Consider the following 15,463-nt stretch of genomic DNA (forward strand, 5'->3'; position numbering starts at 1 on the left):
ACTGTTTGCTTGCTTCAAACAACGTTTCATCAAAAAATGGGTTCAGTCATTATAGGAGGGATACTATGAATAACAAAGAAATCGTCGCACAAGCGATCCATCAAGTAGTAAAAGAAGATCTATCGATCGAACAAGTTCAGCAATTACTGGAAAATCCAAAGTCAGCCGACCATGGGGATGTGGCATTCCCAGCCTTCTCGCTAGCAAAAGTCTATCGGAAAGCGCCGCAGCAAATTGCCGCAGACTTAGCAGAAAAAATCGATCAAGCGTCTTTTGAAAAAATTGAAGTGGTCGGTCCGTATTTAAACTTCTTTATGGATAAAAAAGCAATCTCTGCCCATGTCTTAGAGCTGGTTCTCAAAGAAAAAAATCATTTTGGCGATCAAACCATCGGCAATCAGCAAGCAGTACCGATCGATATGTCTTCACCAAATATTGCCAAACCCATCTCAATGGGGCATTTGCGTTCCACTGTGATTGGTAACTCGATCGGCTTTATTTTAGAAAAAATCGGTTATCAGCCAATTCGCATCAACCATTTAGGCGACTGGGGCACACAATTTGGGAAATTGATCGTTGCCTATAAGAAGTGGGGGTCAGAAGAAGCGGTCAAAGCGGAACCAATCAACGAACTATTACGTTTGTATGTTGATTTTCATGAAGCAGCCGAGACAGATAAGCAATTAGAAGATGATGCGAGAGCTTGGTTCAAGAAACTAGAAGATGGTGACCAAGAAGCAATGGATTTGTGGCAATGGTTCCGTGATGAATCATTAAAAGAATTCAATAAAATCTATGATATGTTGGAAGTTTCCTTTGATTCATTGAATGGCGAAGCTTTCTATAATGATAAAATGACAGAAGTCGTGGAATTATTAGAAGAAAAACACTTGCTAAAAGAAGACCAAGGGGCAGAAATCGTTGATTTGGCTGCCTATGACTTAAATCCGGCGTTGATCCGTAAGTCCGATGGTGCGACCCTTTACATCACACGGGATATGGCTGCAGCGCTTTACCGCAAACGGACCTACAATTTTGCAAAATCATTGTACGTGGTAGGGAATGAACAAAGTTATCACTTCAAACAATTAAAAGCTGTTTTGAAGGAAATGGGCTTTGAGTGGGCAGATGATATGACCCACGTACCATTTGGGTTGATCACCAAAGATGGGAAAAAACTGTCTACAAGAAAAGGCAAGATTGTTCTTTTGGAAGAAGTATTGAATGAAGCGATCGATTCAGCGAAAGAACAAATCACTGAAAAGAACCCAACACTTGAAAACAAAGAAGAAGTAGCAAAACAAGTCGGTGTCGGGGCAGTCGTTTTCCACGATTTGAAAAATGACCGATTGAATAATTTCGACTTTACGCTAGAAGAAGTCGTCCGTTTTGAAGGAGAGACCGGACCATACGTGCAATACTCTCATGCCCGTGCCATGAGCATTCTTGAAAAAGCCAACTTTGATCCCGCTGCTGTCAGCAGTCTGGCGTTGGCAGACGCTGAGAGCTGGGAAGTTATCAAATTGATTCAGCGCTACCCAGAAACGGTCATGCAAGCGGCGGAAAAATATGAACCATCCGTCATTGCCAAACATGCCATCAAGTTGGCACAAGCCTTTAACAAGTATTATGCCAATGTCAAAATCTTAGCCGAAGATACGGAAAAAGACGCACGTCTAGCTCTTGTTTATGCAGTAACTACTCTATTGAAAGAAGATTTACGGTTGCTTGGTTTACACGCACCCGACAAAATGTAACAAAAAAAGCTGTGCTTCTTGTTTCGACAAGGGCACAGCTTTTTTGTAGTGAAGAATGCAGCTAGATCCTATAGCTGTTTTTGCGCTATAAGACCGCGTGGTTTCTGATAAATTGATAAAAAGTTTCAGCGTCTTCGTCGCTGCGGGAAATCACCGCTACTGTATCAAAGCCCGCCAACGAGCAAACTTTTTCTGGCATGGTCACTTCATCGATCGCTGCCGAAAGCAAAGGCGCATTGTCCGCAACGGTATGGATCAAGGTCATGAATTGCACACGATCTACTTTAGTGACAACGTCTTCGATCATCTGTATCAAACGCTGCTCTTCTTCTTTTTCATCCTCAGAAGCTTGCATTCCTTGAAAAATGACAAACTTTGTCTGACCTGACTCATCGGGCACTTTCACGATTTTCAAATCACGAATATCGCGAGAAATAGTCGCTTGCGTGGCGGAGACGCCTTGGGCTTCCAATTGATGCAATAATTCTTCTTGCGTGCGTACAGTATGTTCAGTAATGATTTGTCTAATAAGTAAATGGCGATCAGCTTTTCGCATAGGTAAACTCCTTTAAGCATGATTGATTAAGTCAGCCTTATCATAGCAGATAACGCCGAAAAAACCTAGATATTATAAGAAAAGATTTAGAGTGTTAAAAAAAGCTGGATCGCGAATCGTAGTTTTTCATTTGAATCAGTTGCATTTCTTTTTTAGCTACTGTATACTGTTTAAGGCGTGAGTTTTTCACGTCAATCCCACATCTTGTTCCATCTGCGAAGCGGTGCTGATCGATTCAGTTCTTCAAGGAGTAAAAGAGCAAGAGAGGAAAATAAAAAACCAAATTGGAGGAAACACAACATGGCAGTAATCTCAATGAAACAATTACTAGAAGCCGGCGTACACTTTGGTCACCAAACTCGTCGCTGGAACCCAAAAATGAAGAAATATATCTTCACAGAAAGAAACGGCATCTACATCATTGATTTGCAAAAAACAGTGAAATTAGTAGACGCAGCTTACGACTACATGAAAAATGTTGCTGAAGAAGGCGGCGTTGCATTGTTCGTAGGTACTAAAAAACAAGCACAAGAAGCAATCAAAGAAGAAGCAATCCGTTCAGGTCAATACTATGTTAACCATCGTTGGTTAGGTGGAACATTGACAAACTGGGAAACAATCCAAAAACGTGTTGCTCGTTTGAAACAAATCAACAAAATGGAAGAAGATGGTACATTTGCTGTTCTTCCTAAAAAAGAAGTCGTTGGCTTGAACAAAGAGCGCGAACGTCTTGAAAAATTCTTAGGCGGTATTGCTGATATGCCAAGAATTCCAGATGTAATGTACGTTGTTGACCCACGTAAAGAACGTATCGCGATCCAAGAAGCACGCAAATTAAATATCCCGATCGTAGCGATGGTCGATACAAACTGTGATCCAGACGAAATCGATGTTGTTATCCCATCAAATGATGACGCTATTCGTGCCGTTAAATTGATCACTGCGAAAATGGCAGATGCTTTCATCGAAGGTAACCAAGGCGAAGACCAAGTAGCAGAAGAAGATTTTGCTGCTGAATCAACAGAAAACGCAACTTCAATCGAAGAAATCGTTGATGTTGTCGAAGGCGACAACGCATCAGCTGAATAATAAATGATGGAGCTGTTTCAAAGGCTAGGCGCCAAGCCTCACTCTCCTTTGAAACAGCTTTTTTTAAAGACAAGCAATCTTGTTTAAAAACATTTAGGAGGAAACAAAAATGGCAGAAGTAACAGCTAAATTAGTAAAAGAATTACGCGATATGACTGGTGTAGGAATGATGGACGCAAAACGTGCATTAGTTGAAGTAGAAGGCGACATCGAAAAAGCCGTTGACTTATTACGTGAAAAAGGTATGGCAAAAGCTGCGAAGAAAAACGACCGTATTGCTGCTGAAGGTTTAGCATCTGTAGCAATCAACGGCAACACAGCAGCAATCGTTGAAGTGAACTCAGAAACTGACTTCGTTTCTAAAAACGAAATGTTCCAAGACTTAGTAAAAGAAATCGCTGAAGTAATCGCAGCGAACAAACCAGCTGATATGGATGCTGCTTTAAAATTAGAAACCTCTAAAGGCACAATGGATGCTGCGTTGATCGAAGCAACACAAGTAATCGGAGAAAAAATCAGCTTCCGTCGTTTTGAAGTTGTTGAAAAAGATGACAATGCTGCTTTCGGCGGTTACCTACACATGGGCGGACGTATTGCGGTGTTGACTGTTCTTGAAGGAACAACTGACGAATCAGTTGCGAAAGATGTTGCAATGCACGTTGCAGCGATCAACCCTCGCTACGTGAACGAAGCACAAATCTCTCAAGAAGAATTGGATCATGAAAAACAAGTCTTGACAGAACAAGCATTGAACGAAGGCAAACCAGCGAACATCGTTGAAAAAATGGTTGAAGGACGCTTGAAGAAATTTAAAGCAGAAATCGCTTTGGTTGACCAACCATTCGTTAAAGACCCAGATATGACAGTTGAAAAATATGTTGCATCAAAAGGCGCAACTGTGAAATCTTTTGTCCGCTTTGAAGTCGGCGAAGGTATCGAAAAACGCGAAGACAACTTCGTTGAAGAAGTAATGAGCCAAGTGAAAAAATAATTCTGTTCCTCGAACAGATGGGAACGCATGGAAGTGCGCTCCCTTTTTTTAAGCAAAAACGGTTTTTGAAGAAATAGTGTAGATAATTTTCAACGAAAGAGCACCAATATGCTACAATAGTATTGGAGAATGTACGGAGGAATCATGATGGGCAAACCAAAATATCAACGTGTTGTATTAAAATTAAGTGGTGAAGCATTAGCGGGTGACGAAGGCTTTGGGATCAAACCACCGACCATCCAGGAGATCGTTAAAGAGATCAAGGAAGTCCACGAATTAGGTGTACAGATGGCGATCGTGGTCGGCGGCGGAAACATTTGGCGTGGACAAATCGGTGCGCAAATGGGGATGGAAAGAGCCCAAGCTGATTACATGGGCATGCTAGCGACTGTGATGAATGCTTTAGCATTACAAGATACACTAGAAAACGCTGGTGTACCAACGCGTGTCCAAACTTCAATCGAGATGCGTCAAATCGCTGAGCCTTATATTCGTCGTAGAGCAGAACGCCACTTAGAAAAAGGACGGGTCGTCATTTTTGCTGGCGGAACCGGGAATCCTTATTTCTCAACTGATACGACCGCAGCCTTACGGGCAGCTGAAATCAACGCCGATGTCATTTTGATGGCAAAAAACAATGTTGATGGCGTCTACTCAGCAGATCCTAAAACGGATCAAAGTGCTGTGAAATTTGAAGAATTGACTCATTTAGAAGTCATTTCCAAAGGATTGCAAGTAATGGATTCAACCGCAAGTTCATTAAGTATGGACAACGATATTCCATTAGTCGTATTCAACTTGAATGAGCATGGAAACATTCGCCGCGCCATTTTAGGTGAACATATTGGAACGACAGTAAGGGGGAAATAACATGGCTGACAAAATTTTAACAGAAGCAAAAGACAAAATGAAAAAAGCAGCAGAAAACTTGCAGCGGGAACTAGGACAAATCCGTGCTGGCCGCGCGAACGCGAGCATCTTAGACCGCGTAATGGTTACTTACTATGGTGTACCAACACCCTTGAACCAAATGGCTTCAATTACGATTCCAGAAGCAAGAATTTTGATGATCACACCTTTTGACAAAACAATGATCCAAGAAGTTGAAAAAGCCATCATGCAAAGTGATATTGGTATCACGCCTGCCAATGACGGAACAGTGATTCGTTTGGTGATTCCTCAATTAACGGAAGAACGCCGTAAAGAATTAGCAAAAGACGTGAAAAAAGAAGCTGAAAATGCGAAAATCGCCGTCCGTAACATTCGTCGGGATGCCATGGAAGCTTACAAGAAACAAGAAAAAGCTGGCGACATCACAGAAGATGATTTGCGGGAATCTGAAAAAGAAGTGCAGACTGCTACAGATAACAGCATCAAAGAAATCGATGCCATCGCAGCTGAAAAAGAACAAGAATTACTTGAAGTTTAAAAGGAATGACGAAGAGTCGCTTCAGCGGCTCTTTTTTTATGGGCGAAACTAGCTCATGTACTTGAATATGACAGCTGTTTTTTTGTTTTTTCTTAATATGGAAATCTTTTCTTGGTTTTCATAGGCAAGAAATCTGATTATTGTTATAATGTAAAAGATGAATTTCAAGAATTGGAAGAGGAGCGAATACGATGCTGCGTTTTTTTCCACAAAAAGACAAATATATCAAAGAAGCGGCTGAACATGAATTTGATCCATCACTGCCGATTCCCCAACACATCGCGATCATTATGGATGGTAACGGCAGATGGGCGCAAAATCGGCGCTTGCCAAGAGTAGCTGGCCACAAAGAAGGCATGGAGACGGTAAAGAAAATCACGAAACACGCTTCACACTTAGGTGTGAAGGTATTGACGCTTTATGCATTTTCTACAGAGAATTGGAAACGGCCGAACGAGGAAGTAGACTTTTTGATGCAACTACCAGTCGACTTTTTCGACACCTTTGTTCCTGAGCTAATCAAAGAAAATGTTCAAGTCAAAGTGATGGGGTTCACGGATTCTTTACCCCTACACACGCAAGAAGCGGTCAAGCGAGCGATCGACCAAACCAAAGACAATACGGGAATGATCTTGAATTTTGCTTTGAATTATGGCAGCCGCGCAGAAATTTTGACAGCTGTCCAAGCGCTTTATGAAGAACTCTCGGCTTCCGGCGAAGCCCTACCAGAGCTCACGGAAGACATGCTGGGGACGCATTTGATGACTGGTTTTTTACCAAGCCCTTTGCGGGATCCTGAATTGGTGATTCGAACGAGTGGTGAGGAACGTGTCAGTAATTTCTTGTTATGGCAGATTGCATACAGCGAGTTATTCTTTACGAAGGCGCTCTGGCCTGATTTCGATGCTGCGTTATTAGAGGACGCGATTGGGAGCTTTCAACAACGAAACCGGCGTTTTGGCGGTTTGAAAACAGAGGAGGAAGAAGAGTGAGACAACGTGTAATCACTGCGGTCGTCGCATTAGCCTTTTTCCTGCCAATTATTTATGTTGGCGGTATTGCCGTCGAATTGCTGGCAGCAGCAATGGCAGGAATTGGTGTTTATGAATTATTTCGGATGAAAGGACTAGCTATTTTCAGTTTTGAAGGAATTCTTTCAATCCTCGGAGCGGTGATCTTAGTTTTGCCTCAAGAACGCTGGTTTTTCTTTTTGCCAGAGGGGACAGATAAAAGTGCCTTGTACTATCTGATCGTTCTTTTGTTACTAGGGATCGCGGTTATTTCGAAAAATACGTATACCATCGATGAAGCTGGGTTTCCGGTGATCGTTAGCTTATATACCGGTGTCGGGTTTGAACGTTTCTTGACGGCACGGTCAGCAACGGATGGATTAGTTGTTTTAGTTTTCGGGCTGTTTATCGTGTGGGCAACGGATATTGGGGCTTACATGGTGGGACGGCGTTACGGCCAACGAAAATTATGGCCGGAGATTTCTCCTAATAAAACCATCGAAGGGGCCCTAGGCGGGATTGCTGCTGCGGTGGTCGTAGCTGGTTTGTATCTATTAGCATTTCCTGGGAAAGATTATTTTGGACACGGTAGTGCCATCATGATTTTATTGACGGTCCTCTTTTCGATCGCTGGGCAATTTGGTGATTTAGTGGAATCCGCGATCAAACGTCACTATGGCGTGAAGGATTCAGGGAATATCCTGCCAGGTCACGGAGGAATCTTAGATCGCTTCGACAGCATGTTGTTTGTGTTTCCAATCATGTATTTATTCGGTGTCTTTTAGAAAATTTTTAAGAAGTGCAGGCTTGGCTTGCGCTTCTTTTTTTAAATTCTTGTTACAACGGGAATGTGAGTTCCTCAACGGGAACCGGTGTGATAAAATAAGGAAAGGCTGCCCTGAATGAGAGGGATGCTGTGAAAGAGAGGAACGAGCATGAAAACGATACTTGTATTTATCATTATCTTTTCCGTGGTGGTAGTGATTCACGAATTTGGACACTACTTCTTTGCAAAACGGGCAGGTATTTTAGTAAGAGAGTTTGCCATCGGTATGGGGCCTAAATTGTTCGCGCATCAAGCGAAAGATGGGACGACCTACACGATTCGGATGCTGCCATTAGGCGGGTATGTCCAAATGGCAGGCTGGGGCGAAGATGAGACTGAATTAACGCCTGGCATGCCAGTCTCCTTGGTTCAAGATGCAACTGGCAGAGTCATCAAAATCAATACAAGCAAAAAGATCCAATTGCCGCAAGCGATCCCCATGGAAGTGACCGACTTTGACTTGGAGGAGAAGTTGACGATCACTGGCTTCATCAACGGCAATGAACAAGAAGCGGTTACGTACGCTGTGGATCATGACGCAACGATCATTCATGAAGATGGCGTTGAAGTTCGGATCGCACCAAAAGACGTTCAATTCCAGTCTGCAAAGCTGTGGCAACGAATGCTGACGAATTTTGCAGGACCGATGAATAACTTTATTTTATCCTTGGTTTTATTCACTGGGTTGGTGTTTGCGCAAGGTGGTGTCGCGAATCAAGATGCAACCGTCGTGACAGGAATCGAAGCAGGAACCCCGGCTGCTGAAGCCGGGCTGCAAAATGGCGACGAAATCCTAGCAGTTGAAGGCGTCGATGTTTCCAACTGGTCAGAATTGACGACAGAGATCCAAAAGTACCCAGCTACTCAGATTACTCTAGAAGTCAAACGAGGAGCGGAAACACTTGATTTGACAGCAACTCCTGCGAGTCAAGAATCAGGGGAGACCACGATCGGTTTCTTAGGGATCACGGCTTCGTTAAAAACTGGGATCGGAGACATCTTACTGGGTGGCTTACAAACGACCATTGACAATTCGCTGGTTATTTTTAGAGCAGTCGGCAACTTGATCGCCCAACCAGATATCAATAAATTGGGCGGACCGGTAGCGATTTTCCAACTGTCTTCTCAAGCCGCATCGCAAGGTGTCACAACGGTGATCGCCATGATGGCGATGATTTCCATCAATTTGGGGATCTTTAATTTATTGCCGATTCCTGGATTAGATGGTGGGAAACTGGTTTTAAATATTTTAGAAGGTGTGCGAGGCAAGCCAATCAGTCAAGAAAAAGAAGGCATCATTACCCTGATTGGGTTTGGGTTTTTGATGCTGCTGATGGTTCTCGTTACCTGGAATGATATCCAACGTTTCTTCTTTTAAAAATAAGACGCACAAGCAAATCAATTGTTGATCGGGTGAACATGATTTTTTGTAGCAAAGGAGAAAAAAATGAAACAGTCAAAATGTTTGATTCCGACATTGAGGGAAACCCCCAGCGATGCGGAGACGTTAAGTCATCAACTGTTAGTTAGGGCAGGGTATATTCGACAAGTGGCGGCAGGCATCTATGTCTACTTGCCATTAGCTCAAAGGGTGTTAGAAAAGATCAAACGGGTCATTCGTGAGGAGCTGGCAGAAATCGATGCTGTGGAGATGGCGATGCCTTCTTTGCTTCCGTATGAACCATGGAAGGAGTCTGGACGGGCCTCATTGTATGGTGAGTCTTTGTATCGGTTGACGGATCGAAACGAACGAGAGATCGTTTTAGGGCCCACTCACGAAGAGCCGTTCACGACATTGATCAAAAACGAGATCACGTCTTATAAGCGGCTGCCTTTGAGCTTATATCAGATCCAAACGAAATATCGGGACGAACAGCGGCCGCGTTTTGGATTGATTCGCAGCCGTGAATTTATCATGCAAGATGGCTATTCTTTTCACGCCGATGAAGCCAGCTTAGATCAAACCTATAATCGCTACGAAATGGCTTACCATGCCATATTGAAACGCTGTGGGATCGAGTATCGGGCAGTGGTCGGGGATAATGGCTTGATGGGTGGCCGAGATTCAAAAGAGTTTTTGGCATTGTCTGGAATCGGCGAAGAGCTGATCTGTTATTCGACTGAAAGCGACTATGTCGCCAATTGGAAACTAGCAACTAGTCAGTATATCGCTAAAAAATCTCATGAGACCTACTTAGAGTTACAAAAAGTCGTTCATAAAGAATCATTATCGTTAGAGGAACTGGCGAAAACACACGATACGGATTTGCAAAAAATCGTTCAAGTATTTTTGCTGCTCGTTGACGAGCAAGTCATTATGGTATTGCTTCGAGGTGATCACAGTCTCAATGAAACAAAAATCAAGCATTTTTTAGCGGCTGATCAAGTGAAGGTCCTGACTGCTGAAGAAGCCGAGTCCTATCTGACCAGTGACACACAACTTCGCAGCCCCATTGAGCTTGCTGATTCGATCCAATTGTATGCGGATCAGCATGTCCAAGATATGGCGAATCTGATCGTCCCAGCGGCAGAAAAACAGAGCTATTTTCTCAATGCAAATGTAGGCCGTGATTTTCAACCACTAGCCTTTGCCGATTTTCGCTTGGTTCAAGAAGGCGATCCTTCCCCAGATGGAAAAGGAACCTTAACCTTTACGCGAGGAATCGAAGTTGGGCATATCTTCAAGTTAGGAACCAAGTACAGCGAGGCCCAAGAAGCGACGGTTGTCGATGAAAATGGCGATGAACAACCAATCATCATGGGCTGTTATGGTCTGGGCGTTTCTCGGCTGCTTTCAACAATCGTCGAACAATACGGCAATGAGTTTGGGATCGATTGGCCCCAAGAAATTGCCCCATTTGATGTGCATATCATCCAAACGTCGATTGAAGATAGCTATCAAAATGCCTTAAGTGAAGAAGTAGAAGAAATGATGAACCAAGTCGGCTATCAAGTATTGGTGGATGACCGCAATGAACGTGCAGGGGTCAAATTTGCAGATGCCGATTTGATTGGTTGTCCGATTCGCTTGACCATCGGTAAAAAAGCCGTAGAAGGCATCGTGGAGATCAAAATCAAGCATACTGGCGCAACCGTTGAAGTGAGGAAAGAAGAAGTCGCTTCGACCTTGACGATTTTATTAGCCAACCAAGAATAAATCGGAACAAATGGTAGATCGAGAGAGGAAATCCTTTCTCGATTTTTTAATGAAAGTGAAGACAAAAAGAGGTATACTAGTGAGTACTGAGAAAAGGAGGATCTTCAATTGTCAAAAGAAAGAGAGACCTTTGAGATATTATTAGACCAAATTGCAGCTGCCCCAAATCTTCGGCAGCATCCGTTGATGCAGACTGCCCAAATCAGACAAGTAACCGTGCATCGACAATCAAAAGCGTGGACGTTTTATTTCCAATTTGAACGTTTATTACCGGTGATGGTGTATCAATCCTTTAAACAACACATTGAACTAGCGTTTAAAGAGATCGCGGAAGTTCGCATTGTCATTGAAGCTCAAGATGGTTCCTTCGATGAGCAGTTCATTCAAGAATACTGGCCATTAGCGTTAGCCAATCAAAATTGTGATCGGCCGTTAGTTCATCAAGTGATTAAAAATCAAATGCCTATGATTCAAGAGAACAAAGTGATTTTACCCGTCAACAATGATGCGGTCATCACGATTTTGCAGCAACAGTACTTACCGATCATTGAGGAAAATTATGGGACTTTCGGGTTTCAAAAATTTCGGATCTTGCCGCAGCTAGACAAAGAACAGGCTGAGGCAGCCTTGAAAGAACTTGAAGCACGAAAAGAAGAACAAACGGCAGCCTTCCAATTGCAAGCCGCTGAGAACTTAATGGCCCACGAGCAACGCAAAAAAGAAGTCAAAACAGTCGAATTTGACGGACCAATTGCCTTGGGACGTAATATTCCTGCCGATGAACCTGTGACACCGATGATCAATATCATTGAGGAAGAACGCAGAGTTACGATCCAAGGGTATGTCTTTGATAAAGAAGTTCGAGAATTGCGTTCAAAACGGAAGATTTTGATTTTGAAAATCACCGACTATACGTCGTCGTTTAGTGTGAAAAAATTCTCCAATAATGAAAAAGATGAACAAGTCTTTGATGCCATTGCTAAAGGTAGTTGGGTCAAAGTGCGTGGTAGTGTTCAAGAAGATACTTTTATGCGAGATCTCGTTATGAATGCGCAAGATTTGCTGGAAGTCAAACACGAGGCCCGCAAAGATTATGCACCTGAAGGCGAAAAACGGGTCGAACTTCACCTGCATTCCAATATGAGTACGATGGATGCAACCAACAATGTGGCAGACTTTGTCGCTCAAGCTGGCAAGTGGGGCCATAAGGCGATTGCGATCACCGATCATGGCGGCGCACAAGGGTTTCCTGATGCCCATCACGCCGGAGAAAAAGCCGGGGTAAAAATTCTTTACGGTGTGGAAGCCAATATCGTGGATGACGGGGTAGCGGTTGCCTATAATCCGAAGCCTGTCCCACTGACTGATGCCACTTATATCGTGTTTGACGTGGAGACCACCGGATTGTCTGCAGTGTACGACACCATCATTGAATTGGCCGCTGTGCGGATGCATAAAGGCAACGTGGAAGGCTCCTTTGATGAATTCATCGATCCTGGCCATCCTTTATCACGAACGACCGTAGAATTGACGGGGATCACCGATGAAATGGTTCGGGGGTCAAAATCGGAAGAAGAAGTCTTACGTTTGTTCCGTGAGTTTTCTGAAGGAGCCATTCTAGTTGCCCACAATGCGTCATTTGATATGGGCTTCTTAAATACAAGTTATCGAAAATACGGTATTCCAGAAGCAGAAAATCCCGTCATTGATACATTGGAACTCGCTCGTTATTTGTATCCAGAGTTTAAGCGATTCGGTTTAGGTGTCCTTTCCAAAAAATTCGGCGTTAGTTTGGAGCAACATCACCGAGCGATCTACGATGCCGAGGCAACCGGTCATTTAGCGTGGATCTTTGTCAAAGAAGCGATGGAAAAACATGACATGCTGCTGCACGAAGATTTGAACCGACACGTTGGGGGCGAGAACTCCTATAAAGCAGCTCGGCCTTTTCATGCCACGATCTTAGCCCGAACACAGGCGGGATTGAAGAATTTATTCAAGCTGATCTCGATGTCGAATGTGAAGTACTTCCATGATAAAGTCCCGCGGATCCCGCGCTCAGAATTGGTGAAATTGCGGGAAGGATTGTTAGTCGGAACCGCTTGTGATAAAGGGGAAGTCTTTGTCGCAATGATGCAAAAAGGGGTTGATGCAGCGCGGGAACTTGCTAAGTTTTATGACTATATCGAAGTCATGCCCAAAGCAGTTTATGCCCATCTCCTAGAAACGGAGCTCGTGAAAAGCGAAAAAGACCTAGAAGACATTATTCGGAATTTGATCCAAATGGGTGAGGAGTTAGGGAAAATCGTTGTTGCTACTGGGAATGCCCACTACCTGAACGAAGAAGATGCCATTTATCGTAAGGTCTTGATCAATTCGATGGGGGGCGCCAATCCCTTGAATCGACATAGTTTACCGGATGTACACTTCCGAACAACCGATGAGATGCTGACCGCCTTTCAGTTTTTAGGTCCGGAAGTAGCGAAAGAAATTGTGGTGACGAACCCAAATAAAATCGCTGATCTCTGTGAAAAAGTCATTCCGGTAAAAGATGATCTGTATACACCAAAGATTCCCGGATCTGAACAAGAGATCACCGACTTGAGTTACAACCGTGCCAAAGAGCTATACGGTGATCCATTACCAGAAATTGTGGAAAAACGTTTGAAAAAAGAGCTTGATTCGATCATTGGGAATGGGTTTTCCGTGATCTATTTGATCTCACAAAAACTGGTTCATAAAAGCAATCAAGACGGCTACTTAGTAGGGTCACGGGGATCAGTCGGTTCTAGTTTCGTAGCAACGATGACTGGGATCACTGAGGTCAATCCATTAGCCCCTCATTATTATTGTCCCGATTGCCAGTATTCTGAGTTTTACGAAGACGGCTCGTATGGTTCTGGTTATGATATGCCAGAGAAAAAATGTCCAAAATGCGGCACACGTCTGAACAAAGATGGCCATGATATTCCTTTTGAAACCTTCCTTGGTTTCCATGGCGATAAAGTCCCCGATATCGATTTGAACTTCTCTGGGGAATATCAGCCAGAGGCCCATAACTATACGAAAGTGCTCTTCGGCGAAGAATATGTCTATCGTGCCGGAACGATCGGTACAGTAGCCGATAAAACAGCCTTCGGTTTCGTAAAAGGCTTTGAGCGCGATCATAATCTCCATTATCGAGCAGCTGAAGTCGATCGATTGGCTAAGGGTGCAACTGGCGTCAAACGGACAACTGGTCAGCATCCGGGGGGAATCATCGTTATTCCAGACTATATGGATGTCTATGATTTCACGCCGATTCAATACCCAGCAGATGATCAAAATTCAGAATGGAAAACGACCCACTTTGATTTCCATTCCATTCATGACAATATTTTAAAACTGGATATCCTGGGACACGATGACCCAACGGTGATTCGGATGCTGCAGGATTTATCAGGAATCGATCCTAAAACGATCCCCACGGATGATCCGGAAGTGATGCGTATTTTTGGTGGTACGGACGTGCTAGGTGTGACTGAAGAGCAGATCTACTCCAAAACAGGTACATTAGGCATCCCAGAATTTGGGACCCGATTTGTGCGGGGGATGTTGGATCAAACCCATCCATCGACGTTTGCAGAGCTTTTGCAGATCTCTGGTCTTTCCCATGGTACCGATGTATGGTTGGGCAATGCCGAAGAACTGATTCGTCGCGGAGATGCCAGTCTAGCAGAAGTAATCGGCTGTCGGGATGATATCATGGTGTACTTGATCCATGCTGGCTTAGATGACGGGATGGCCTTTAAAATCATGGAGACGGTTCGTAAAGGGCAATGGAACAAGATCCCTGACGACTTGCGGGACACTTACTTGCAAGCGATGCGGGAGAACAATGTCCCTGAATGGTATATCGATTCTTGTTCGAAGATCAAGTATATGTTCCCGAAAGCCCATGCGGCGGCGTATGTTTTGATGGCGTTGCGGGTGGCTTACTTTAAAGTGTACTTCCCAATTCTCTATTACTGTGCTTATTTCTCTGTCCGGGCGGATGATTTTGATTTGATTGCCATGTCAAAAGGAAAAGACGCCGTAAAAGAACGGATGCAAGAAATCACTGACAAAGGATTGGATGCGTCAACGAAAGAAAAGAATCTGTTAACCGTTCTGGAGTTAGCCAATGAAATGTTAGAGCGCGGTTATGAATTTGGGATGATCGATCTGTATAAATCGGATGCGGAAAACTTCGTGATCGACGGAAAAAAATTGATCGCACCATTTCGAGCAGTGCCGAGTTTGGGACTAAACGTAGCGAAACAAATCGTGGAAGCACGGAAAAATGGTCCTTTCTTATCGAAAGAAGATCTCGCCAATCGCGGGAAAGTTTCTAAGACTTTGATTGAATACATGACGGATAACGGTGTTCTAAAAGATTTACCTGATGAAAATCAGTTGTCGTTGTTTGATATGTTGTAAACCACCGGCTGTTCACTTAAGATAAAAAATAAGCACATCATCATAATGGCTAGTATAGCTAGTTTCTGCATGATGTGCTTTTTTGTCTTGTTTGTGAAATCGATCTAAGCAGCCACAATCTGACGAAAATCAGAAAGATCGTGGTCTATTGTGGGAAATCATAGGGGCCCAGCCTTGGTAGCGAATCAAT

Annotated in this window: 11 protein-coding genes; 10 read left to right on the plus strand and 1 reads right to left on the minus strand. The window is 43.6% G+C overall.

What is annotated here, in order from left to right:
• Positions 1-65 precede the first annotated feature (65 nt).
• Entirely contained in the window at positions 66-1,757 is a 1,692-nt protein-coding gene (argS, locus tag IGJ26_RS05650; RefSeq protein WP_005237000.1) for an arginine--tRNA ligase, read from the plus strand.
• A gap of 85 nt (positions 1,758-1,842) precedes the next feature.
• Here argS and IGJ26_RS05655 read toward each other — a convergent pair whose 3' ends face one another.
• On the minus strand, positions 1,843-2,313 hold the full coding sequence (locus tag IGJ26_RS05655) for an arginine repressor (protein ID WP_016613165.1): 471 nt from the start codon (positions 2,311-2,313) through the stop codon (positions 1,843-1,845).
• A 300-nt stretch (positions 2,314-2,613) separates the two neighbouring features.
• Here IGJ26_RS05655 and rpsB point away from each other — a divergent pair, with 300 nt between their 5' ends.
• The 9 genes from rpsB (at position 2,614) to IGJ26_RS05700 (ending at position 15,273) form a co-directional block, all read left to right on the plus strand.
• On the plus strand, positions 2,614-3,402 hold the full coding sequence (rpsB, locus tag IGJ26_RS05660; RefSeq protein WP_005229426.1) for a 30S ribosomal protein S2: 789 nt from the start codon (positions 2,614-2,616) through the stop codon (positions 3,400-3,402).
• Positions 3,403-3,511: 109 nt separating this feature from the next.
• On the plus strand, positions 3,512-4,393 hold the full coding sequence (gene tsf / locus IGJ26_RS05665) for a translation elongation factor Ts (RefSeq protein ID WP_005229432.1): 882 nt from the start codon (positions 3,512-3,514) through the stop codon (positions 4,391-4,393).
• A gap of 147 nt (positions 4,394-4,540) precedes the next feature.
• A complete protein-coding gene (pyrH, locus tag IGJ26_RS05670) occupies positions 4,541-5,263 on the plus strand; it encodes a UMP kinase (RefSeq protein ID WP_005229433.1) in 723 nt (240 codons plus the stop codon).
• A 1-nt stretch (position 5,264) separates the two neighbouring features.
• A complete protein-coding gene (gene frr / locus IGJ26_RS05675; RefSeq protein WP_005229434.1) occupies positions 5,265-5,822 on the plus strand; it encodes a ribosome recycling factor in 558 nt (185 codons plus the stop codon).
• Between the two features lie 191 nt (positions 5,823-6,013).
• Complete coding sequence (locus IGJ26_RS05680) at positions 6,014-6,814, plus strand: isoprenyl transferase (RefSeq protein WP_005236994.1); 801 nt, start codon at positions 6,014-6,016, stop codon at positions 6,812-6,814.
• Entirely contained in the window at positions 6,811-7,617 is an 807-nt protein-coding gene (locus IGJ26_RS05685) for a phosphatidate cytidylyltransferase (RefSeq protein WP_005236992.1), read from the plus strand. The genes IGJ26_RS05680 and IGJ26_RS05685 overlap by 4 nt, the downstream gene beginning before the upstream one ends.
• Before the next feature lie 150 nt (positions 7,618-7,767).
• Entirely contained in the window at positions 7,768-9,036 is a 1,269-nt protein-coding gene (gene rseP, locus IGJ26_RS05690) for an RIP metalloprotease RseP (RefSeq protein WP_194199421.1), read from the plus strand.
• A 69-nt stretch (positions 9,037-9,105) separates the two neighbouring features.
• Positions 9,106-10,815, plus strand: coding sequence for a proline--tRNA ligase (locus IGJ26_RS05695; RefSeq protein ID WP_008381112.1), 1,710 nt, complete (start codon positions 9,106-9,108; stop codon positions 10,813-10,815).
• Positions 10,816-10,923: 108 nt separating this feature from the next.
• Positions 10,924-15,273: a PolC-type DNA polymerase III gene (locus IGJ26_RS05700; protein WP_005236975.1), complete on the plus strand. Its 4,350-nt coding sequence runs from the start codon at positions 10,924-10,926 to the stop codon at positions 15,271-15,273.
• Positions 15,274-15,463: the final 190 nt, after the last annotated feature.

It is taken from the genome of Enterococcus sp. AZ095a, assembly GCF_050546735.1.
Taxonomy (GTDB): Bacteria; Bacillota; Bacilli; order Lactobacillales; family Enterococcaceae; genus Enterococcus_D; species Enterococcus_D entomosocium.